Below are 20941 nucleotides of genomic sequence, written 5' to 3' on the forward strand. Positions count from 1 at the left end.
CAACATGCAAAGCTGATCGCGCGCGATAGGTGAGACGGATCGCGCGATGCATGATCGCAATCGCCGATGTGTCTCCACGAAATACAAAAACCCGGCTTTGGGCCGGGTTCTTGTGCAGTGCAATCTCGATCAGACGCGCGCAGCGTTGCGCGTCAGCGTGTCGGCGCGGCGGCCGGCGGCGCGGCCGCGCTCGGAGCAGGGAACGCCGCGTCCGGAGCTGCGCCAGGAGCCGCAGCGGCAGCCGGCTTCGATTTCTTCTTTTTCGGCCGCATCGCCTTGTGCCCGCGCGGCGGCGGGCCGGCGGGTTGCAGCTCGGCGAACACCGGGCTCGGATCGAGCGTGGTGGTGGCCGGGCTGGTGAAGTCGCCCGGCGAGCGGGTGACCGTCACCGGCACTGTCGCCGGCTGGAACTTTGGCATGTTGAAGGTGACGGTGAAGTTGGCCTCCGGCGCCGGGATCGACACCGAACAGGGCGTCTTGCAACCCGGCCCGATCGAGGTCACGGCGTCGGCGCCTTGCGGGGCCGAATCCAGCTGCACCTGCATCGGCGGCGGTGCCGACTTGAACGAATCCAATGAGAACGACGAGCAGCCGGCCAGGCTCAGCCCGGCGGCCGCAATCACGATGATACGACGCATGATCCACACTCTTACTGCGGCAATCAGCCACAATCCCCGGCCCGACCATAGGAGCGTCGGAACAGAGGTGCAACAGGGGGAGGTCTGTTCGTTAAAGGATGGTTAATGGAAAATTCGCATGGCAAAATATTGCCAAGTAATATCAATATGTTGCAGAAATCTTATGCGGCGCCGAGGCTGGCGACGGCGTCCGGCAGATCGCGCATGTGGCTGATCAGCCGGTCCGGCTTCAGCTCGGTCATCGGGACGTCGGTGTAGCCGAAATCGACGCCGATCACCGGAACGCTGGCGCGGCGGGCGACCCCAACATCGGGACCGGCATCGCCCACCATGATGGCGCCGGGCAGCTTTCCGCCGGCGCGGGCGACCGTTTCGCGCAGGAACGCCGGATCGGGCTTGGCGACGCCGAATGTGTCCTGGCCGCAGATCGCGGCAAAGCGCGGCGTCAAACCCAGCCGGTCGAGCAGCAGCTTCGACAGCCATTCCAGCTTGTTGGTGCAGACCGCGAAGCGATGGCCCTTGGCCGCGAGCCGGTCGAGTGCGGCTTCGAGCCCGTCGAACGGGCGCGAGCCGTCGGCGATGTGCTCGGCGTAATAGTCGATGAAATCCTTGGTCAGGCGATCGAGGTCGGCGAGGCTGACCACGCGCCCGTCCACCTCGAGCCCGCGCTCGAGCAGCTTGCGCGCGCCGGCGCCGATCATGTTGCGGGCGGCCGACAGCGGCACCGGCCGCAGACCCTCGCGGTCGAGCACATAATTCAGCGCGCTGATCAGGTCAGGCGCGGTGTCGACCAGCGTGCCGTCGAGATCGAACACGATGATGGGGGGAGAGGACGCGGACATCTGTTTCTGGCTATCGGGCAGCGCGGCACGATGCAAGAGAAGATGCTAGTGTCGCGCAAAAAACGGAGGCTCGGATGCGGAACCTGCCGGAAAAGCCGCGTTTGTCACCGGTGCGGCCAGCGGAATCGGACTGGCGATGGCAACCGCGTTCGCGCGCGAGGGCATGAAGGTGATGCTCGCCGACATCGAAGGTGGCGCGCTCGACAAGGCCGTCGAAACGCTGCGCGTCGGCGGCGCGGACGTCCATGGCGTGGTCTGCGACGTCGCCGATCCCACAAGCGTCGACCGCGCGGCACAGGCATCGTTCCGCACCTTCGGCAACGTCCATGTCGTCTGCAACAATGCCGGTGTCGCAGGTGGCGGCGGCATCGACCAGATCTCGGTTGATGATTGGCGCTGGGTGATCGACGTCAACCTGATGGGCGTCGTGCACGGCATCAGGAGCTTCCTGCCGCACATCCGCGCGCACGGCGAGGGCGGCCATATCGTCAACACCGCGTCGATGGCCGGCATGAATGCCGGGCTCGGCGTCAGCCCGTATTCGGCGACCAAATTCGCCGTCGTCAGCCTGTCCGAAGGGCTTTCGGCGCAATTGAAGCCGCTCGGGATCGGCGTCAGCGTGCTCTGTCCGAGCTACGTGCGGACCCGGATCGGCGAGAGCGGGCGCAACCGCCCCGAGCGCTACGGACCGCGCCGCCAGCTTGATCCAGCGAGCCCGATGGCCGCCGTCGTCGCCGAGATCGCGCGCCGCCTGGAGGCCGGTCTCGATCCGGCCTCGGTCGCGGCCCGCGTGGTACGCGCGATTCACGACGACCAGCTCTACGTTTTCACCCATCCCGGGATGCGGGCCGAGGTCGAGGACCGTTTTGCGGCGATTTTGGCCGCGATGGATGCCGTTTCGGCCTAAAGACGGCCCCGGATGGCGCTATTCCTGCCCGTGAATCGAGGCTAGATATGCGCCCGCCGGGCCGCCCGATGGCGCGCCCGTAACGGACAATCGAGGGGCTATCGGCCGTGGACATGGACGCACTGAAACGCCAGGCGGCGGCGCGCGCGCTCGAAGAGGTGCGCGACGGCATGAAGCTCGGGCTCGGCACCGGGTCGACCGCCAAGCATTTCGTCGAGCTGCTCGGCGAGAAGGTCCGCGCCGGCATGAAGGTGATCGGCGTGCCGACTTCGGAGGCGACCCGGGCGGACGCGATCCGCTGCGGCGTCCCGCTGACCACGCTGGACGAGGTCGATCACCTCGACCTCACCATCGACGGCGCCGACGAGATCGACCCCGCGCTCAATCTGATCAAGGGCGGCGGCGGCGCGCTGCTGCGCGAGAAGATCGTGGCGGCCGCCAGCGATCGCATGATCGTGATCGCCGACGATAGCAAATGGGTCGAGGTGCTCGGCCGCTTTCCGCTGCCGGTCGAGGTGATCCCGTTCGGGCTCGCCGCGACCCAGGCCGCGATGGCGCGGGCGTTCGCCGAGGCCGGCGTGTCCGGCCAAATGATCATCCGTAAGGGCAAGGACGGTCACGCTTTTGTCACCGATGGCGGCCACTGGATCGTCGATGCCCATCTCGGCCGGATCGGCGACCCGCCGCATCTCGCCGGTTTGCTCAGCGTGATCCCGGGCGTGGTTGAACATGGTCTGTTCATCGGGCTCGGCAGCGTCGCCGTTTTGGCCGGCGCACAGGGAATTCGGGTTGTTGAACGGCGCTAACGCCGCAAGCAAGGAGACTTGGAATGAAGCGTTTTTCGGGACTTTTGTCGGCGGTGGCCCTCGCGGCTGGCCTCGCGCTCGCGGCCGCACCGGCCATGGCGCAGCAGCAGCTGCCCCCCATGCCCAAGGTCAAGCAGTCGACCCCCGCGGCGATTGCGGCTGCCAAGGAAATCCTGACGATGAAGAACGTGGCGGTGATGTATTCCGGCGCCGTTCCGGGCATCATCGAGAAGACCAAGACCGGTCTGCTGCAGCAGTACCTGAACTACCAGAAGGATCTCGACGAGGTGGCGCTGGTCGTCGCCAAGCAGTTCGCGGGCGGCGAGAAGGAGATCGGCGAAGGCATGGCGCAGATCTACGCGGCCGAGTTCACCGAGCAGGAGCTCAAGGACCTCGTGACGTTCTACAAGACCCCGCTCGGTCAGAAACTTTTGACCGCGGAGCCCACGGCAATCAACGGATCGCTGCAATATATGCAGCAGTGGGCGCAGCAGTTCGGCGTGATCGTCAACGGCCAGTTCAAGGCCGAGATGAAGAAGCGCGGCAAGGACATCTAAGAGCGTCTTCGAGCGCTCTGATGCGCTCCGTGTGACCTCGCCCCGCTTGCGGGGCGAGGGACAAGAAACAGAGGTTGCTGCCATGGCCGAGTTTGACGTCGACCTGTTTGTCATCGGTGGTGGTTCGGGCGGCGTTCGTGCCGCCCGCATCGCCGCCAATTATGGCGCGAAGGTCATGGTCGCCGAAGAGTACCGGATGGGCGGCACCTGCGTGATCCGCGGCTGCGTGCCGAAGAAGCTGTTCGTGATCGGCAGCCACGTCCACCAGGAGATCGAGGATGCGGTCGGCTTCGGCTGGAGCATCGGCCAGGTCTCGTTCGATTGGGCGACGCTCGTCGCCAACAAGGACAAGGAGATCGCCCGGCTCGAGGGCGCCTACACCACCAATGTCGAGAAATCGGGCGCCAGGATCGTCAAGACCCGCGCGGTGCTCGAGGATGCCCACACCATCCGCCTGGCCACCGGCGAGACGGTGACGGCGAAATACATCCTGATCGCGACCGGCGGCGCGCCCAATCACGGGCCGGCCGTTCCCGGCATCGAGCACGTGATCTCCTCCAACGAGGCGTTTCACCTGAAGGAGCTGCCGAAGCGGATCGTGATCCAGGGCGGCGGCTACATCGCGCTGGAATTCGCCGGCATCTTCGCCGGCTACGGCTCCGACGTAACCGTGGTCTATCGCGGCGACAACATCCTGCGCGGTTTCGACGAGGACGTGCGCAAGCATGTCCGCACCGAGATGGAGAAGCGCGGCATCACCATCATCACCGGCTCTACGGTGGTGAAGGTCGACAAGCACGGCCGCGATTTCACCACGCATCTGTCGAACGGCTCGAGCATCGCCTCCGACCAGGTGATGTTCGCGATCGGCCGCCATCCCAATGTCAGGGGTCTCGGGCTCGAGGCGGCCGGCGTCGCCATCAATCCCGCCAATGGCGGCATCCAGGTCGACGGCTGGTCGAAGACCTCGGTCGACAACATCTACGCGGTCGGCGACGTCACCCACCGCACCAATCTGACCCCGGTCGCGATCCGCGAGGGCCATGCCTTCGCCGACACCGTGTTCGGCAAGCGCCCGGTGCAGGTCGACCATGCGACGATCCCGACCGCGGTGTTCTCGCAGCCGGAGGTCGGCACCGTCGGCCTCACCGAAGAAGAGGCGCGGGCGCAGTACAGCCACGTCGACATCTACAAGACCGATTTCCGCCCGATCAAGGCGACGATGTCCGGCCGCGACACCCGTGTGCTGATGAAGCTCGTGGTCGACGGTTCGAGCGACCGCGTGCTCGGCTGCCACATCGTCGGCGATGCCGCCGCGGAAACGATCCAGGCGATCGCGATCGCCGTGAAGATGAAGGCGACCAAGGCCGATTTCGACGCCACCGTCGCGCTGCACCCGACCTCGGCGGAGGAACTGGTGACGATGCGGACGCCAACCGCGCGCCACGTGCGCCAGGCCGCGGAGTAGGGCGCGCCACCCGGGGTGATCCTGCGTCCCGGAGGGAGAGACTCCGATGAGGTTTCTGGCGCTCTTGCTGATCTTGCTCGCGGCGCCGGATAATGCATTTGCCGAGGACGCCGTATTCAAGGTCGGTGTCACCACGCGCGAGTTCGTTCCGGCCGAGCCGTACGATTGGCGCGGCGCCGGCGCGCACATGCTCCGCGCCGTGATTTGGTATCCGGCTGCGGCCGATGCGCACGAGCAGCCGCAATGGATCGGACCACGCCTCGTCCCGCTCGTCAGCACTGGACGCGCCGCGCCTGATGCGACGCCGGCAGAGGGGCCGCCGCGTCCGCTCGTTCTGTTGTCCGATGGCTTCGGCGGCCTCGCGACCGATCTCGCCTGGCTCGGCGCGGGGCTTGCGGCGCACGGCTTCATCGCCGTTGCGGTCAATCACCCCGGCAACAATCGATCCGAGGACAGGACTGTCGACGGTTATGCGCTGAAGTGGCTGCGCGCCGTCGACCTCAGCCGGGTCATTGACGCCGTGCGCACCGACCGGACCTTCGGCGACCGGATCGACCCGGCGCGGATCGGCGCTGTCGGCCATTCCTACGGCGGCTACACCGTCATCGCCATCGCTGGCGGCATCACCGATCCGGAGCGGACCCAGGCTTTCTGCCGCTCGCCCGCCGCTGACGCGTTGTGCACGTCGCAGCCTGGCGCGACGGAGCTGCGCCAGAAGAGCGTGATACGCCTGACCACCGATCCCGATTTCCGGCAGCGCTACAGCCTTGGTGGCCAATCCTATCGCGACGAGCGCGTTCGCGCCGTGTTCGCGATGGCGCCGGGGCCGGTGCCGGCCTTCACGCCGGAGAGCCTTGGCGCCATATCGATCCCGGTCGCGATCGTCGCGGGAAGCGCCGACGAGATCACGCCGCCGGCCTCGGGCGCCGAGGCGCTCGGCAAGGCTATTCCCCATGCGACGCTGAAGCTGTTTCCGTACGCGGGCCATTTCGTCTTCTTCGACACCTGTACCGCGGTAGGGCGTCTGGTGATCGGGGCTGTCTGCCGCGATCCCGATGGCGTCGACCGCGACGCGGTCCATGCCGAGACGATCGGCCTTGCGCTCGATTTCTTCACCGCAAACTTGCGCTGAGCGGCGGCCTGGTGAGGACGGAGAGCGAGCCCCTGCCTGACAGCGCAACGCCGCCCGCTTAAAATACATGCGAGCGGCGCTGTCTCTAGCCCCAGGAAGGTTGGCAAAATCCTGATGTGTTTAGGTCTGCGGGAGGGGCGCAAAGGTTTCATACCTCTGAAGGGGTAGGTTGCTTCCACAAGACCGGCGCGCTGCCAGCGCCCGCATTTGGTGCCGGGGAACTAGGGCACCCTTGTTGACGTGCATAGGCCGCACTTCGCGCGCGCTCAGATCAAATCCAACTTCCGGCAAATGGCCTGCGCCGCGAGGCTTGTGCACAGATGGCGCGCCATGGACAGCGCGGTGATCTCGCGCGCCTTGGAACCTTGCGCTATGCTGGCAGTTCCACTCCAAACAGTTTGATGTCTCAAATTGAGGGAGCCGCCCATGAGAGGCCCAACCGAGCAGGAGATTCGGACCCGCGCCTACGAATTGTGGAAGGATGCCGGCGAACCGCCGGGCCAGATGGATCAGCTCTGGTACAAGGCCGAACGGGAACTGCTGGCGCGCAGGGCCGCCAACGGCGAAGCGCCTTGCGATATCAACGGGCACAACGGGCCGACAACGTATCCGGAGAAGTTGAGGGGCGTGCATTGAGTGTGTCGCGCGGCTGAGCTAACGAGCCCGGCAGACTGGCCCGGACCCGGAGGCGTCATGAGCGACGCGATCGATCTTTCGCAAAAACTATCGACGTTCTCCGACCACTGGTCGCCGCGCACCGTCGCGCAATTCAACGCCTGCGACGTCATGGTGGTGAAGGTGCAGGGCGAGTTCGTCTGGCACAAGCATGACGACACCGACGACTTCTTCCTCGTGCTGAAAGGCGTGCTCGACATCGAGCTGCGCGATCGCACGGTGACGCTGCACCCCGGCCAGATGTACATCGTGCCGAAGGGCGTCGAGCATCGACCCGTCGCGCGGGAGGAGGTGCATCTGCTGCTGATCGAGCCGACGGGCACGCCGAATACGGGTGACGTGGCGACGGCGGCGCCGCGGAAGGTGGTGTGAGACTGGTAGGATGGGTAGAGCGAAGCGATACCCATCATTGTGACTGCGCACCCGGGTTGATGGGTTTCGCTTCGCTCTACCCATTCTACGGCTCTGCGCGACACCCGACAGAACAACCCGCCAGACCCACTAATTCGGCGCGACGGTCGTTTCGTTTTTTCGGAATTTTCTCTTGACGCGCGCCCCAACTCAGATGTTCAATTGGCCCGTCTCACCCGATCGAGGGGCGCTGCGCATCGTCAGGAGTGTTGCGGTGAGATGCGGTGGACGCCGGGCATGCGCGAGACGACATGCATGCGAGGCGGACGGCGAAATCGTGTGGTCCTGACGCCCTAGCGGCAGGTGTCTCGTCGCGAGATGCGAAAGCGTTTTGCGAAGGCGGTGACAAGCAAGCCCAGTCTCACCGGGGAGAGCACGTATAAGCCGTAACCCATCGCGCAGGGAAAGCCGGGATGTTTCCGGTTACACCTGTGGTCCGACCTCCGGTGCTTTTTATTTGCACCGGACCCATGGGTGCGATCGGCACCCGGCTTTCCCTGCGCCCTCTGTTTGGAGAGAGCGCGAAACGAAGAGCAGAACTCGGACGGATCGTGTCGCGAGAATGCGGATGCGCGTGCAAGTCCATCCCCGTCATCCTGAGGTGCGAGCCTCTTCGGCGAGCCTCGAAGGATCGACGGCCACCAGCGGGGCCGTGCATCCTTCGAGGCTCGCTGCGCTCGCACCTCAGGATGACGGGTTTGACCGTAGCCAATGTTGCGCGAGAACCATCCTCATCGTCGTCCTGGCGAAGGCCAGGACCCATTACCCCAAGTGTTCGTTGTTGCTCGACGCTGGGGCCGCGATCCCGTTCACAAGCAAATTCGGTGGTTATGGGTCCCTGCTTTCGCAGGGACGACGGCGGTGAGAGTTCGGTGCTAGCCCTCCGCCTCGAGCCACTCCGCGGCGCCGCGCCAGAGGGCGTCGCGGTGCTCGCTGCGGAAGAAGCCGAAATGGCCGATCGCTTTCGCGCCGGCATCGGCGGGGCGGATCGAGATGATCTCCGGCGTGATCGACGTGAAGGCGGAGCACAGCAGCTCGACTGCCGGCCGCGTTGCCCAGGTGTCGTCGGTGATCGCGAGCGCGCGAAGCTTGCCCTTGAACTTCGGAAAATTTTCGCGCGCAACGAGCGTGGCATCGTCGAGCAGATAGCGCTCGCGCATCACCCAGCCGCGCCATTGCTCGAATACGCCCCGCGGCAGGTCCGTGCCGAGCCCGGCCCAAGCGGGCACATAGCCGAGCGTGCGCGCCAGCGGCAGGCCGATGCCGTTCATGAAGGCGACGACGCGGTAGCGCTCGGGCGAGGCCATCAGCTTCCAGGTGGCGGCCTGCGAGGCAACCAGCAGCGCGCGCGGAATTTCATCGTTGTTGGCAAGGAGCCCGAGCGCCTGGCCGCCGAAGGAGTGGCCGACATAGGCGAAGGGGAGGTCGCTATAGCGATAGCGCATCCAGTTCACGGCCGCGGTGGTGTCGAGCGCGGCCCAGTCCGCCATCGTGGCCTTGAAGCCGGCCAGCGACTTCGGCTTGTTGAGCCCGGTCGCCGCCATCGGCCTCGAGTCGCCGGTGCCGCGGTAGTCGTAGGTCAGGACCGCCGCGCCGCGGCGGGCGAGGTAGCCGGCAAAGCCGCGATAGACCTTCCGCGGAACGGCGGTCGCCGAGTTGATCAGGACGGCGTGGCGCTTCCTGCCGCGCGGCAGGAACAGCGTCGCGGCGAGCGGATAGCCGTCGGCGGCCGGCACGACGATGTCGTCGCTAAAAACGTCGTCCAGTGTGGCGGGGGCTGCGGCAATTTCCCTGGCATTCATGGTATGGTCCAGCAAATGCGAATTCGTATTTTCCTGCAAGAGTTTGACGGGATTGCGGGAATCCTTCTAGCGGCGGAGCGGGCGGCTGTGTATAAGCCGACCTTTCCCGTCGATTAAGTCGCGGTTTTTGCTCAGGAGTTGACCTCATGTCCGAGCGGTGGACACCCGATAGCTGGCGCGCCAAGAAGGTGCTGCAGGTGCCCGATTATCCCGATGCCAAGGCATTGGCCGATGTCGAGGCCCAGCTTGCGACCTTTCCGCCGCTGGTGTTCGCGGGCGAGGCGCGCAACCTGAAGAAGGCGCTGGGGCGGGTCTCTGCCGGCGAGGCCTTCCTGCTGCAGGGCGGCGACTGCGCTGAGAGCTTTGCCGAGCACGGCGCCAACAACATCCGCGATTTCTTCCGCGTGCTGCTGCAGATGGCCGTGGTCATGACCTATGCCGGCGCGCTGCCGGTGGTGAAGGTCGGCCGCATCGCAGGGCAATTTGCAAAACCGCGCTCGTCGCCGACCGAGAAGCAGGGTGATGTCGAGCTGCCGAGCTATCGCGGCGACATCGTCAACGACATCGCCTTCACGCCGGAAGCGCGGATTCCGGATCCGCAGCGCCAGCTGATGGCCTACCGCCAATCCGCGGCGACGCTGAACCTGCTGCGCGCGTTCGCGACCGGCGGCTTTGCCAATCTCGGCAGCGTGCATCAGTGGATGCTCGGCTTCCTGAAGGATTCGCCGCAGTCGCGCCGCTACAAGGAGCTGGCCGACCGCATCTCGGACGCGCTGAACTTTATGCGCGCCTGCGGCCTCGATCTCGAGAGCCATCCGGAGCTGCGCGCCACCGATTTCTACACCAGCCACGAGGCGCTCTTGCTCGGCTACGAGCAGGCGATGACGCGGGTCGATTCCACCACCGGCGACTGGTACGCGACCTCCGGCCACATGATCTGGATCGGCGACCGCACCCGGCAGCTCGATCACGGCCATGTCGAATATTTCCGCGGCATCAAGAACCCGATCGGCCTGAAGTGCGGTCCGTCGTTGAAGCCGGACGAGCTGCTGAAGCTGATCGACGTGCTCAACCCCGACAACGAGCCGGGACGCCTGACGCTGATCAACCGCTTCGGCGCCGACAAGGTCGGCGACCATCTGCCCGGCCTGATCCGCGCCGTGCAGCGGGAAGGGCGCAAGGTGGTGTGGTCGTGCGATCCGATGCACGGCAACACCATCACCTCGACCTCGGGCTACAAGACGCGGCCGTTCGACCGCGTGCTGTCGGAGGTGAAGGCGTTCTTCCAGATCCATGCCGCCGAGGGCACCCATGCCGGCGGCGTGCATCTGGAGATGACCGGGCAGGACGTCACCGAGTGCATCGGCGGCGCGCGCGCCATCACCGATGAGGATCTCAACGACCGCTACCACACGGTCTGCGATCCCCGCCTCAACGCCGAACAGTCGATCGACATGGCCTTCCTGATCGCCGAGCTCTTGAAGCAGGAGCGCGCGGGCAAGGTCAAACCGATGCCGGCTGCCGCGGGGTTGTGATTTGGGGCAGGTGACTTGAGGGCGGTGACTTGAGGGCAGTGACTTGCTGAGGTTCTGGCGAGCCACCATCAACTCGCGCAACGGGCTGGCCTTCGCCATTCGCTCGGAGCAGGCGATTCGTGAGGAGGTGGTGGCACTGGTGCTGTCGGTGCCGCTGGCTTGGCTGGTCGGCGCCACCGTGATGCGGCGGGTCGAGCTGGTCGCAACCGTGGTGCTGGTGCTGGTGATCGAGCTGCTCAACACCGCGATCGAGAAGCTCGCCGATCGCCTGACGATGGATCACGATCCGCAGATCGGGCGGGTCAAGGACATGGGCTCCGCCGCCGTCGGCGTCGCGCTCGTGATGGCCGGGCTGTTCTGGCTGTTTGCCCTCGCCGAACGCCTCGGTGCGTTCTCGTCGTGAGCGCCGACAAGCCGATCAAGCTTGCGGTGATCGGACGTGGACTGATCGGGTCGGCGGCCGCGCGGCATCTGAGCAAGATGGGCCATGACGTCGCGCTGATCGGGCCCGATGAGCCGGCGGATTTTGCGCAGCACAGCGGCGTGTTCGGCAGCCACTATGATGAGGGCCGCATCACGCGGGTCTACGATCCGCAGCCATTCTGGCGGCAGATGAATCGCGCGGCGATCGCGCGCTATGGCGAGATCGCAGCGGAAAGCGGTGTCGAATTCTACCGCGAAGCCGGCGCGCTTCACGTCGGCGATCGCGAGACCACCGATGTCGCATCGGTCGGCAAAGTCTGCGCCGACGAGGGGATTTTTTGTGAAGCCTATCAGGATGCGGCGCTCGCGGAGCGATTTCCGTTCCTGAAATCGACGGCGGTAATGCTGGGCTATTTCGAGCCGCGCAATGCCGGGTACATCTCACCGCGCCGCCTGGTCCGGGCGCAGACGATCGCGGCGGAGCGCGCAGGCGCCCGGATCATCGATGAGCCGGCGCTGGGGATTTCGGAAAGCGGTTCCGGCGTGACGATCCGGACGCGATCGGGCACCATCGAGGCCGAGCGTGTGCTGGTCGCGGCCGGCGGGCATACCCAATCGCTGCTCGGCCGATCGTTGGGCTTTACGGTCTATGCGCGCACCGCGGCGCTGTTTCGGCTCGGTGCGGCGGAGGCGCAGCGACTGGCCGGCATGCCGTCGATGCGCTGTCTCGGGCCCAAGGGCGACAATCCCTACATTCTGCCGCCGGTCCTTTATCCGGATGGCCAGAGCTGGTTGAAGCTCGGCGGCGATCCGGTCGATCGTGCGCTCGAGAGTGAGGCTGAGATCAAGGACTGGTTCCGATCGGGCGGATCGGTTGACGTCGCGGATCGACTGCAAAGCCAGATCCTTGACCGTATTCGGGGCCTCAAATTCGTGGAACGCCGCGTCGTGCCCTGCATGACCACCTTCGGCGCCACCGGCTTGCCCAGCATCGGACCGCTTTCCGAGCGGGTCACGGTCGCATTCGGCTGTTATGGCAAGAGCGCGAAATGTTCGGACGAATTGGGCCGGCTGGGTGGCATGGCGCTGCTCGGCGAGGTGAGGGCAGAGCTTGCCCCCTGACCGGCGCCTCAGATCCCAGTGCGATTTCTGCAATCGCACCATGATCGGACGACCATTGCAGTTTGCCATTGTGCGGGACAACATAAAGCTATGAGCGAACAACAGATCAAGATCACCCTGGCGCAACTCAATCCGACGGTCGGTGACGTCGCCGGCAACGCCGTGAAGGCACGCGCCGCGCGCGACAAAGCGAAAGCTGACGGCGCCGACCTCGTGGTGCTGTCGGAGCTGTTCATCGCCGGCTATCCGCCGGAGGATCTGGTGCTCAAGCCGGCGTTCCAGTCGGCCTGCCGCGCCGCGATCGAGGAACTGGCGCGCGAGACCAAGGACGGCGGCCCGGCGATGCTGATCGGCACGCCCTGGGTCGAGGACGGCAAGCTCTACAATGCCTGCGCGCTGCTCGACGGCGGCCGCATCGCCGCGCTGCGCTTCAAGGCCAATTTGCCGAATTACGGTGTGTTCGACGAGAAGCGGCTGTTCGCGCGCGGCCCGGCATCGGGCCCGGTGACGGTGCGCGGCGTGCGCATCGGCGTGCCGATCTGCGAGGACATCTGGCTCGAGGAATCCGAGGACTACGAAAACGTCGTCGAGTGCCTGGCCGAGACCGGCGCCGAGATCCTGATCGTGCCGAACGGCTCGCCCTATGCCCGCGACAAGACCGATCTGCGGCTGTCGATCGTGGTGGCGCGCGTCACCGAGAGCGGGCTGCCGCTGATCTATCTCAATGAGATGGGCGGTCAGGACGAGCTGATCTTCGACGGTGCCTCGTTCGCGCTCAATGCCGACCTCTCCGTCGCAGCGCAGCTTCCGGCGTTCGAGGAGAACATCACGACGCTGACCTGGCGCAAGACCGCAGATGGCTGGCGCTGCAATGGACCGATCACGGCGCAGCTCGAGGGCGACAAGGCCGACTACGCGGCTTGCGTGCTCGGCCTGCGCGACTACGTTCGCAAGAACGGTTTTCCCGGCGTGCTGCTCGGCGTCTCCGGCGGCATCGACTCGGCGCTGTGTGCCGCGATCGCGGTCGATGCGCTCGGCGCCGACAAGGTGCGCGGCGTGATGCTGCCGTTCCGCTACACCGCGCAGGTGTCGCTCGACGATGCCGCCAAGCTCGCCGCGGCGCTCGGCATCCGCTACGAGATACTGCCGATCGCGGACGCCGTGAACGGGTTCGAGACAATTCTGGCACCGGTGTTCAAAGGGCTGGAGCGCGACATCACCGAGGAAAACTTGCAGGCGCGCGCCCGCGGCACGCTCTTGATGGCGATCTCCAACAAGACCGGCGCCATGGTGGTGACGACGGGCAACAAGTCGGAAATGTCGGTCGGCTACGCCACGCTGTACGGCGACATGAACGGCGGCTTCAACCCGATCAAGGACATCTACAAGACCGAGGTGTTCCGCCTCTCGAGCCTGCGTAACGAATGGAAACCGGACGGCGCGCTCGGGCCGTCGGGCGAGGTGATCCCGGTCAACATCATCATCCGGCCGCCGACCGCCGAATTGCGCGAGAACCAGACCGACCAGGATTCGCTGCCGCCCTACGAGGTGCTGGATGCGATCCTCGAGCGACTGGTGGAGCGCGAGGAGCCGCTTGCGACCATCATCGAGGCCGGCTTCGACCGCGATGTGGTAACGCGCGTCGATCGCCTGCTCAACATCGCCGAATACAAGCGGCGGCAGGCGGCACCGGGGGTGAAGGTGACGCGGAAGAATTTCGGCCGCGACCGCCGCTATCCCATCACCAACCGCTTCCGCGATTTCGGCAAGGCGCTGCCGGCGCCTGACGAGACGCTGGTGACGCGCGGCTCGCGCGCGTCGGCGGAAGCGTTCGAAGGGTGAGCCTTACTGCTTCTTCGGGATGAAGGTCGGGCCGACCGTGCGGATCTGGCCGTCGCTTGCGGGCGCGGTGGCGTCGCTGGCGGCCGGCTGCTGCGGTTGAGCCGCCGCGGCGGCGGGCGCGCCCTTCTTGCCGGCGGCGGCCTTGGTCTGGGCGCGCTGCTGCATCTTCCGCGCGCTCTCCTCGGTGACGATGATGTCGCCCTGCTGCGCGGCGGACGCCTGGTCGTCGACGGCCTTCAACGCCTCCGCCCAGCTCTGGCCGGCTGCCTTGCAGGAGCAGGACGGATTGAACTCGGTGCGGTACTTGAAGGCGTTCGGCAGCGACGAGTAGGACTGGCCGTTGATCGAGACCGCCTGGTTGATGTCTTCGCCGGGATTGCGGTAGGCGAACAGGCTGGCCTCCGCGGCCGGGCACTGCGCCTTGCAGACTTGCTCATCGGCGGCAAAGCGCGCCTGACTGGTCGCGAACGAGATCGGGAAATAGGCGCCGTCGCAGGTGCGCACGCAGACGGTGCGGAAGGTGCCGGACTGCCCGCCATATTGGGCGTCGGGCGGGGGCAGCGGATTGGGATTGCCGCCACCGCCGCCGCCGAACAGGTTCTCGATGAAATTGCCGGGTCCGCGCGCGGCCGCCGCGTATTGCGGGCCGCAATTGTTCTGCGCCAGCGCGGTCAACACCGAGCGGCGCTGGTTCTCGCGATCGGCGCCGCCGAGCCCGCCGGTGCGCAACCGTTCGAGATTTCCGGTCATCTGGTCGAGATTGGCGCGCATCTGCTGGATCTGGTTGTTGACCGGTCCGCACTGCGCCGAGTTGTTGTTGAAGAGCGACAAGAATCCGGAGCTGTCGCAGCCCATCCGCCGGGCCTGCGCCGTCACGCGATCGAGCTCGCCCTGCTGCCGGGTTGCCGCGTCCTGATAGCGGCGGATCTGCTCGTCCTTGGCCGGATCGCCGCCGCCACGATCGATCGCCGCCAGCTGGCCTTCGAGCCGGGCGCACATCGGGTTGGCCTGCGCGCCCTGGGGGGCCGGGCCGGGCGGGCCCGGGGGCACCTGCGCGAGGGCATCCGCGGCGGGCAGGGCGATGCCGGCCAACACGGCGCAAGCCAAGAACCAACGGGAGAAGCGAGAACGGGAGCTATTGGGCATATCCGGCCATTAAAACGACGCCGCGCCGCGATCAACGCCAATGCGCGCAGGCAAGGCCGCTGCAATAGCCGTTTCTCGGGGCAGCGTCACGTCGTTTCCGGGGCGCCGGTGTGGCAATAACCCCGTTTGTCCAGCGGCTTGGCTCAGCGCTGGCAGGTGATGGCGACATATTCGCCGCAGCTATTGCCAGTGCAGGTCTCGTTGGCGGCGTGGGGAACCGCACCGGTGATCTCGTCGGGATCGACGCGGCGGTAACTGGTGGCCTGCGCAAAATCGCGTGACCGGCAGTAGGCGCGGGCGGCGGACGCACCGCAGCGGTCGCCGTGAGCCAGGCACTGGTCGATACCGTATCCGTCGGCCTGGTTGGCGACGATGAAAACGCGGCTGTCGGCCAAGGCGGCCGAGGAGACAAGGAGGAATGTGCAGGCAATCAATGCTGAAATGGGCCGCATGGTGCACCAGTGAAAATGGCGGGGAATCCGCTGGCCCTCCCGTACGCCCAATTCCTTAATAATGATTAACCAAGAGGGCGTTGGCGTGATTTCGGTGCGGTGGGCGCTGCATAACGCCCGAAAACTGCCCCTTGACGCGATAACGGGGCCGTGAGACACGATGGAACCATGAACGGCCACCTCGCCATCTGCAGCATTTGCCGCGAGATTATGAGCTAGCGATTCGCTGGCTGAGGCCGTCTTTTCTCAATCACCCTGAGATCACTGGACGCCCGGCCGCAAGGGATGGGTACCCATGGATTTGCGCCTTTACGATACGCTGACCCGGGAGAAGCGGCCCTTCGTGCCGCTGGATGCCAATAACGTCCGCATGTATGCCTGCGGACCGACGGTCTACGACTTCGCCCATATCGGCAATGGCCGTGCCGCGATCGTGTTTGACGTGCTGTTCCGTGCGCTGCGCCATCGCTACGGCGCCGGCCACGTCACCTATGTCCGCAACATCACCGACGTCGACGACAAGATCAACGTCCGCGCCGCGCGGGACTATCCCGGCGTGCCCCTGAACGAGGCGATCCGCAAGGTCACCGAGCTGACCTATCAGCAGTACCAGGACGACGTCGCCGCGCTCGGCTGCTTGGCCCCGACCGTGCAGCCGCGTGCCACCGAGCACATCCCGGAGATGCGTGCGATCATCGAGAAGCTGGTCGCCGGCGGCTTTGCCTATGTCGCCGAGGATCATGTGCTGTTCTCGCCGCAGGCGATGAACGCGGCTAACTCCACGCTGCCGCGCTACGGCGCGCTGTCGAAGCGCTCGCTCGACGAGATGATCGCGGGCGCGCGCGTCGATGTTGCGCCCTACAAGCGGGACAACACCGACTTCGTGCTGTGGAAGCCGTCGAAGCCGGGCGAGCCGTCCTGGCCGTCGCCGGCAGGCATTGCGGTGGAGGGGCGGCCCGGCTGGCACATCGAGTGCTCGGCGATGGCCTGGAAGCATCTCGGCGAAAAGTTCGACATCCATGGCGGCGGCATCGACCTGGTGTTTCCGCACCATGAGAACGAGCTCGCGCAGACTTGCTGCGCGTTCCACACCGACCGGATGGCCAATGTCTGGATGCACAACGGCTTCCTGCAGATCGAAAGCGAGAAGATGTCGAAGTCGCTCGGCAACTTCTTCACGATCCGCGATCTGCTGGCCGATTGGCCGGGTGAGGTGCTGCGGCTCAGCATGCTCCGGACGCATTACCGCTCGCCGCTCGACTGGACGCTGAAGAGCGCGGAAGAAGCCGCAAGGACGCTCGACGACTGGTATGCGGTCGCGGCCGACGCCGAGTACGGAACGCCGTCGCCGGCGCTGGTCGAGGCGCTCTACGACGACCTCAACACGGCGCAGGCCATGGCCGTGCTGCACAGCTTGCGGAATGCTGCCGCGACCAATGAAGCGAGCCGCAAGGAATTTGCCGGCTCGCTGCGGCTGCTCGGCTTCCTCGCCGAGAGCGCGGCGTCGTGGAAGGGCCGCAAGGAGCAGGCCAGCGGCGTCGATGCCGCCGCGGTCGAGGCGCTGATCGCCGAGCGCACCGCGGCGCGTGCGCGCAAGGACTTCAAGGAATCCGATCGGATCCGCGATCAGCTCGCGGCGATGGGCGTGGCGATCAAGGACGGCAAGGATGCCGAAGGAAAGCCGATCACGACCTGGGAGGTTGCGCGATGAGCCGATCCGCACCCGCGTTGCGCCCGTATCTGCCTGACGATGCGCCGCTGCTGGCGGCGATCTTCGCGGCGTCGATCATGGACCTGACCGGCGACGATTACAGCGAGGCGCAGCAGGAAGCCTGGGCGATGGCCGCCGACGACGAGGAGGCCTTCGGCAAGAAGCTCGCCGGGCAGCTGACCCTGATCGCGACCTTGCAGGGCGCGCCAGTCGGCTTCGCCTCGCTGAAGGGGGCCGATTATATCGACATGCTCTATGTGCATCCGAGCGCGGTCGGGCAGGGTGCAGGCAGTGCGCTGTGCGATGCGCTGGAGAGGATCGCGAGTGCCCGCGGCACCAAGGCTCTCAAGGTCGATGCCAGCGACACCGCGCTCGAATTCTTCCGCAAGCGCGGCTACGTCGCGCAGCAGCGCAATACGGTCACCGTCAACGACGAATGGCTCGCCAACACCACGATGCAGAAGACGCTCGACGGCGTTGCCGCGCCCGGAGGCCACGCATGAGCCGCGAGCGCCTCTATCTGTTCGACACCACGCTGCGCGACGGTGCGCAGACCAACGGCGTCGACTTCACGCTGCAGGACAAGCAGGTGATATCAGGCATGCTCGACGCGCTCGGCATCGACTATGTCGAGGGCGGTTATCCCGGCGCCAATCCGACCGACACCGAGTTCTTCAGCAAGAAGCCTGCGTTCGACCACGCGCGCTTCACGGCGTTCGGCATGACGCGGCGGCCGGGTCGCTCGGCCTCCAACGATCCTGGGCTCGCCGCCATCCTCGAGGCCAAGGCGGACGCGATTTGCTTCGTGGCAAAATCCTCGGCCTACCAGGTCCGCGTCGCGCTCGAAACCACCAACGAGGAGAACCTCGCTTCGATCCGCGACAGCGTCGCGGCTGCCAAGGCGCTCGGCCGCGAGGTGATGGTCGACTGCGAGCACTTCTTCGACGGCTACAAGGAGGACCGCGACTATGCGCTGGCCTGCGCCATTGCGGCCTATGAGGCGGGGGCGCGCTGGGTGGTGCTGTGCGACACCAACGGCGGCACCATGCCGCACGAGATCGAGACCATCGTCGCTGACGTCGTTAAGCAGGTGCCCGGCGCCCATGTCGGCATTCATGCCCATAACGACACCGAGCAAGCGGTGGCCAATTCGCTCGCAGCGGTGCGCGCCGGCGCACGGCAGATCCAGGGCACGCTCAACGGCCTCGGCGAGCGCTGCGGCAACGCCAATCTCTGCTCGCTGATCCCGACCTTGAAGCTGAAGCAGGAGTTTGCCGACAAATTCGAGATCGGCGTCACCACGGAGAAGATGGCGACGCTGATGAAGGTATCGCGGACGCTCGACGACATGCTGAACCGCGCGCCGAACCGCCATGCGGCCTACGTCGGCGAAAGCGCCTTCGTCACCAAGACCGGCATCCATGCCTCCGCGGTCATGAAGGATCCGCAGACCTATGAGCACGTGCTGCCGGATTCCGTCGGCAACCACCGCAAGGTGCTGGTATCGGATCAGGCCGGCCGCTCCAACGTGATGGCCGAGCTCGACCGCGCCGGCATCGTCTATGACAAGGGCGATCCGCGGCTGACGCGGCTGGTCGAAGAGCTGAAGGAGCGCGAGGCCGCGGGCTTTGCCTATGAATCGGCGAACGCCTCGTTCGACCTCCTGGCGCGCCGCACGCTTGGCAAGGTGCCGGAATATTTCAAGGTCGAGCAGTTCGACGTCAATGTCGAGCAGCGTTACAACGCCAACGGCCAGCGCGTCACGGTGGCGCTCGCGGTGGTGAAGGTCGATGTCGACGGCGAGCGGTTGATCTCGGCCGCCGAGGGCAACGGCCCGGTGAATGCGCTCGACGTGGCGCTGCGCAAGGACCTCGGCAAGTACCAGAAATACATCGATGGCCTGAAGCTGATCGACTACCGCGTGCGTATCCTCAATGGCGGCACCGAGGCGGTCACGCGCGTGCTGATCGAAAGCGAGGACGAGACCGGCGAGAGCTGGACCACGGTCGGCGTCTCGCCCAATATCATCGACGCCTCGTTCCAGGCGCTGATGGATTCGGTGTTCTACAAGCTGGTGAAGTCGGGCGCGCAGGCTTAAGGCGGCTGCGAAGGAAACTGGCGTCGTCATTGCGAGCGAAGCGAAGCAATCCACCTTTCCGCGCGCAAGGATGCATGGATTGCTTCGTCGCTTCGCTCCTCGCAATGACGGGAGGACGGAGGGCAGCATGATCGACCACGTCTCCATCGGCGTCCGCGATCTCGAGCGCGCCGCGCGGTTCTATGAGCCGACGCTGGCCGCACTTGGCCTGAGCCGCCTCGTCACGCGGCCGGCGACGATCGGTTTCGGCAAGGCCTATCCCGAATTCTGGATCAATCTGCGCGCCGCGATGGCGCAGGTCGCGCATGAGAGCGGCAGCCATATCTGCCTGCGCGCGAAAACCACCGCCGAGGTCGATGCCTTCCACGCCGCCGCGCTGGCATCCGGCGGCGCATCCGATGGCGCCCCGGGCCTGCGCCCCCACGACCGCGTGCGCTATTACGCCGCCTTCATCCTCGACCCCGACGGCAACCGCATCGAGGCCGTGACGTTTCCGAGCGAGTAGGGCTTCGGTGAAGCTGCTGAACCCGTCATCCTGAGGTGCGAGCGAAGCGAGCCTCGAAGGATGAATCGGGCACCAGCCGGGGCCGTGCATACTTCGAGGCGGCCGCTGCGCGGCCTCCTCAGCATGACGGTGATGGAGCTGAAAGCGCGGTGAACGCCTACAGCCGCCGCGCCACTTCGGGGGCGAGCTCCTTCGCGGCCGCCGGCTTGCCGGCCACCGCCGAACGCAGCCGCGGCAAGATGTCGTCGACGCGGTCGGCCATCAGCACGTTGATCGGCAGCGTCGCGCGGATGAACTCGGTCGTGCGCATGTGGCTCAGCAGCGAGAGCAGGGGTTCCCAGAAGTTGTCGATGTTGGCGAGCAGGATGGGCTTGGAGTGACGGCCGAGCTGCTGCCAGGTCAGCTGCTCGACCAGCTCCTCCAGCGTGCCGATGCCGCCGGGCAGCGCGACGAACGCATCCGAGCGCTCGAACATCAGCCGCTTGCGCTCATGCATGTCGGGGGTGACGATCATCTCCTGAACCGAGGTCAGCGCATTCTCGCGCGCCCGCAGGAATTCCGGAATGATGCCGGTGACGGAGCCGCCGTGATCGAGGGTGGATTTCGCGACCGCGCCCATCAGGCCGATCGAGCCGCCGCCGTAGACCAGGCGCACGTTGTTTTCGGCAAACGCCTTGCCGAGCGCGACGGCAGCTTCGATGAAGCGGGGATTGTTACCGGGGCCGGAGCCGCAATAAACACAGACAGTCTTGATTTGGTTCATACGATCCTTGTGGCACTGCAGCGTAAACAGGGTCAAGACTCGCATATGGGCATTGAGGGCCAAAAAATCCCGTAAATTCCCGCGAATCATGAACAATTTTCGTCAT

At 65.8% G+C, this 20941-nt stretch carries 21 protein-coding genes; 15 read left to right on the plus strand and 6 right to left on the minus strand.

All coding sequences use genetic code 11. The annotated features are described in order from the left end of the window. Positions 1 to 152: 152 nt before the first annotated feature. Together ACOIX3_RS16420 and ACOIX3_RS16425 are read right to left on the minus strand one after the other, a co-directional pair. Entirely contained in the window at positions 153 to 638 is a 486-nt protein-coding gene (locus ACOIX3_RS16420; RefSeq protein ID WP_420970878.1) for a hypothetical protein, read from the minus strand. A gap of 161 nt (positions 639 to 799) precedes the next feature. Next, positions 800 to 1480, minus strand: coding sequence for an HAD hydrolase-like protein (locus ACOIX3_RS16425; RefSeq protein ID WP_375780405.1), 681 nt, complete (start codon positions 1478 to 1480; stop codon positions 800 to 802). A 136-nt stretch (positions 1481 to 1616) separates the two neighbouring features. Here ACOIX3_RS16425 and ACOIX3_RS16430 point away from each other — a divergent pair, with 136 nt between their 5' ends. The 7 genes from ACOIX3_RS16430 to ACOIX3_RS16460 all read left to right on the plus strand — a co-directional run bounded on the left by ACOIX3_RS16430 (position 1617) and on the right by ACOIX3_RS16460 (position 7397). Continuing rightward, entirely contained in the window at positions 1617 to 2387 is a 771-nt protein-coding gene (locus ACOIX3_RS16430; RefSeq protein ID WP_420970879.1) for an SDR family NAD(P)-dependent oxidoreductase, read from the plus strand. 107 nt (positions 2388 to 2494) lie between these two features. Continuing rightward, complete coding sequence (gene rpiA / locus ACOIX3_RS16435; protein WP_420970880.1) at positions 2495 to 3193, plus strand: ribose-5-phosphate isomerase RpiA; 699 nt, start codon at positions 2495 to 2497, stop codon at positions 3191 to 3193. Positions 3194 to 3216: 23 nt separating this feature from the next. Next, a complete protein-coding gene (locus tag ACOIX3_RS16440) occupies positions 3217 to 3750 on the plus strand; it encodes a DUF2059 domain-containing protein (protein ID WP_212315199.1) in 534 nt (177 codons plus the stop codon). A gap of 82 nt (positions 3751 to 3832) precedes the next feature. Then, on the plus strand, positions 3833 to 5218 hold the full coding sequence (gor, locus tag ACOIX3_RS16445; protein ID WP_420970882.1) for a glutathione-disulfide reductase: 1386 nt from the start codon (positions 3833 to 3835) through the stop codon (positions 5216 to 5218). 46 nt (positions 5219 to 5264) lie between these two features. Then, entirely contained in the window at positions 5265 to 6350 is a 1086-nt protein-coding gene (locus ACOIX3_RS16450) for an alpha/beta hydrolase family protein (RefSeq protein WP_420970883.1), read from the plus strand. A gap of 426 nt (positions 6351 to 6776) precedes the next feature. Beyond that, positions 6777 to 6986, plus strand: coding sequence for a DUF2934 domain-containing protein (locus ACOIX3_RS16455; protein WP_420970884.1), 210 nt, complete (start codon positions 6777 to 6779; stop codon positions 6984 to 6986). A gap of 57 nt (positions 6987 to 7043) precedes the next feature. Continuing rightward, on the plus strand, positions 7044 to 7397 hold the full coding sequence (locus ACOIX3_RS16460) for a cupin domain-containing protein (protein ID WP_420970885.1): 354 nt from the start codon (positions 7044 to 7046) through the stop codon (positions 7395 to 7397). Between the two features lie 914 nt (positions 7398 to 8311). Here the strand turns inward: ACOIX3_RS16460 and ACOIX3_RS16465 are convergent. Beyond that, on the minus strand, positions 8312 to 9238 hold the full coding sequence (locus ACOIX3_RS16465; protein WP_420970886.1) for an alpha/beta fold hydrolase: 927 nt from the start codon (positions 9236 to 9238) through the stop codon (positions 8312 to 8314). Positions 9239 to 9384: 146 nt separating this feature from the next. On the opposite strand from ACOIX3_RS16465, the gene ACOIX3_RS16470 reads away from it, so the two are divergent. The 4 genes from ACOIX3_RS16470 to ACOIX3_RS16485 all read left to right on the plus strand — a co-directional run bounded on the left by ACOIX3_RS16470 (position 9385) and on the right by ACOIX3_RS16485 (position 14160). Continuing rightward, a complete protein-coding gene (locus ACOIX3_RS16470; RefSeq protein ID WP_092127197.1) occupies positions 9385 to 10773 on the plus strand; it encodes a class II 3-deoxy-7-phosphoheptulonate synthase in 1389 nt (462 codons plus the stop codon). A 43-nt stretch (positions 10774 to 10816) separates the two neighbouring features. Further along, complete coding sequence (locus ACOIX3_RS16475) at positions 10817 to 11176, plus strand: diacylglycerol kinase (RefSeq protein WP_229170836.1); 360 nt, start codon at positions 10817 to 10819, stop codon at positions 11174 to 11176. Further along, entirely contained in the window at positions 11173 to 12318 is a 1146-nt protein-coding gene (locus ACOIX3_RS16480; RefSeq protein ID WP_420970887.1) for an NAD(P)/FAD-dependent oxidoreductase, read from the plus strand. The genes ACOIX3_RS16475 and ACOIX3_RS16480 overlap by 4 nt, the downstream gene beginning before the upstream one ends. Before the next feature lie 90 nt (positions 12319 to 12408). Continuing rightward, positions 12409 to 14160 (plus strand): NAD+ synthase, encoded by a 1752-nt coding sequence (locus ACOIX3_RS16485; RefSeq protein ID WP_420970888.1) that lies wholly within the window; start codon positions 12409 to 12411, stop codon positions 14158 to 14160. Positions 14161 to 14163: 3 nt separating this feature from the next. Here ACOIX3_RS16485 and ACOIX3_RS16490 read toward each other — a convergent pair whose 3' ends face one another. After that, on the minus strand, positions 14164 to 15306 hold the full coding sequence (locus tag ACOIX3_RS16490) for a DUF2865 domain-containing protein (RefSeq protein ID WP_420970889.1): 1143 nt from the start codon (positions 15304 to 15306) through the stop codon (positions 14164 to 14166). Between the two features lie 143 nt (positions 15307 to 15449). Then, the gene (locus ACOIX3_RS16495; RefSeq protein WP_420970890.1) at positions 15450 to 15758 is read right to left on the minus strand and encodes a hypothetical protein; all 309 of its coding nucleotides are present in this window, start codon (positions 15756 to 15758) and stop codon (positions 15450 to 15452) included. A 295-nt stretch (positions 15759 to 16053) separates the two neighbouring features. Here ACOIX3_RS16495 and cysS point away from each other — a divergent pair, with 295 nt between their 5' ends. The 4 genes from cysS (at position 16054) to ACOIX3_RS16515 (ending at position 20072) form a co-directional block, all read left to right on the plus strand. Next, positions 16054 to 17469 (plus strand): cysteine--tRNA ligase, encoded by a 1416-nt coding sequence (cysS, locus tag ACOIX3_RS16500; RefSeq protein WP_420970891.1) that lies wholly within the window; start codon positions 16054 to 16056, stop codon positions 17467 to 17469. Beyond that, entirely contained in the window at positions 17466 to 17972 is a 507-nt protein-coding gene (locus ACOIX3_RS16505) for a GNAT family N-acetyltransferase (protein ID WP_420970892.1), read from the plus strand. Before cysS ends, ACOIX3_RS16505 begins: the two co-directional genes overlap by 4 nt. Continuing rightward, positions 17969 to 19567 (plus strand): citramalate synthase, encoded by a 1599-nt coding sequence (gene cimA, locus ACOIX3_RS16510; protein WP_420970893.1) that lies wholly within the window; start codon positions 17969 to 17971, stop codon positions 19565 to 19567. The genes ACOIX3_RS16505 and cimA overlap by 4 nt, the downstream gene beginning before the upstream one ends. A gap of 127 nt (positions 19568 to 19694) precedes the next feature. Continuing rightward, the gene (locus tag ACOIX3_RS16515) at positions 19695 to 20072 is read left to right on the plus strand and encodes a VOC family protein (RefSeq protein ID WP_420970895.1); all 378 of its coding nucleotides are present in this window, start codon (positions 19695 to 19697) and stop codon (positions 20070 to 20072) included. 157 nt (positions 20073 to 20229) lie between these two features. Here the strand turns inward: ACOIX3_RS16515 and ACOIX3_RS16520 are convergent, their stop codons facing one another. Beyond that, positions 20230 to 20835, minus strand: a complete 606-nt coding sequence (locus tag ACOIX3_RS16520; RefSeq protein ID WP_420970896.1) for a TIGR00730 family Rossman fold protein — start codon at positions 20833 to 20835, stop codon at positions 20230 to 20232. Positions 20836 to 20941: the final 106 nt, after the last annotated feature.

It is taken from the genome of Bradyrhizobium sp. B120 (genome assembly GCF_049075665.1).
In the GTDB taxonomy this organism is placed as follows: domain Bacteria; phylum Pseudomonadota; class Alphaproteobacteria; order Rhizobiales; family Xanthobacteraceae; genus Bradyrhizobium.

Coding starts and splice junctions, on each gene's coding strand:
- ACOIX3_RS16450 (WP_420970883.1), top strand. CDS start 5,265: ATGAGGTTTCTGGCGCTCTTGCTGATCTTGCTCGCGGCGCCGGATAAT.
- cysS (WP_420970891.1), top strand. CDS start 16,054: ATGGATTTGCGCCTTTACGATACGCTGACCCGGGAGAAGCGGCCCTTC.
- ACOIX3_RS16440 (WP_212315199.1), top strand. CDS start 3,217: ATGAAGCGTTTTTCGGGACTTTTGTCGGCGGTGGCCCTCGCGGCTGGC.
- ACOIX3_RS16515 (WP_420970895.1), top strand. CDS start 19,695: ATGATCGACCACGTCTCCATCGGCGTCCGCGATCTCGAGCGCGCCGCG.
- ACOIX3_RS16455 (WP_420970884.1), top strand. CDS start 6,777: ATGAGAGGCCCAACCGAGCAGGAGATTCGGACCCGCGCCTACGAATTG.
- cimA (WP_420970893.1), top strand. CDS start 17,969: ATGAGCCGCGAGCGCCTCTATCTGTTCGACACCACGCTGCGCGACGGT.
- ACOIX3_RS16485 (WP_420970888.1), top strand. CDS start 12,409: ATGAGCGAACAACAGATCAAGATCACCCTGGCGCAACTCAATCCGACG.
- ACOIX3_RS16420 (WP_420970878.1), bottom strand. CDS start 638: ATGCGTCGTATCATCGTGATTGCGGCCGCCGGGCTGAGCCTGGCCGGC.
- ACOIX3_RS16490 (WP_420970889.1), bottom strand. CDS start 15,306: ATGCCCAATAGCTCCCGTTCTCGCTTCTCCCGTTGGTTCTTGGCTTGC.
- ACOIX3_RS16495 (WP_420970890.1), bottom strand. CDS start 15,758: ATGCGGCCCATTTCAGCATTGATTGCCTGCACATTCCTCCTTGTCTCC.
- ACOIX3_RS16470 (WP_092127197.1), top strand. CDS start 9,385: ATGTCCGAGCGGTGGACACCCGATAGCTGGCGCGCCAAGAAGGTGCTG.
- gor (WP_420970882.1), top strand. CDS start 3,833: ATGGCCGAGTTTGACGTCGACCTGTTTGTCATCGGTGGTGGTTCGGGC.
- ACOIX3_RS16505 (WP_420970892.1), top strand. CDS start 17,466: ATGAGCCGATCCGCACCCGCGTTGCGCCCGTATCTGCCTGACGATGCG.
- ACOIX3_RS16465 (WP_420970886.1), bottom strand. CDS start 9,238: ATGAATGCCAGGGAAATTGCCGCAGCCCCCGCCACACTGGACGACGTT.
- ACOIX3_RS16460 (WP_420970885.1), top strand. CDS start 7,044: ATGAGCGACGCGATCGATCTTTCGCAAAAACTATCGACGTTCTCCGAC.
- ACOIX3_RS16430 (WP_420970879.1), top strand. CDS start 1,617: ATGGCAACCGCGTTCGCGCGCGAGGGCATGAAGGTGATGCTCGCCGAC.
- ACOIX3_RS16520 (WP_420970896.1), bottom strand. CDS start 20,835: ATGAACCAAATCAAGACTGTCTGTGTTTATTGCGGCTCCGGCCCCGGT.
- ACOIX3_RS16425 (WP_375780405.1), bottom strand. CDS start 1,480: ATGTCCGCGTCCTCTCCCCCCATCATCGTGTTCGATCTCGACGGCACG.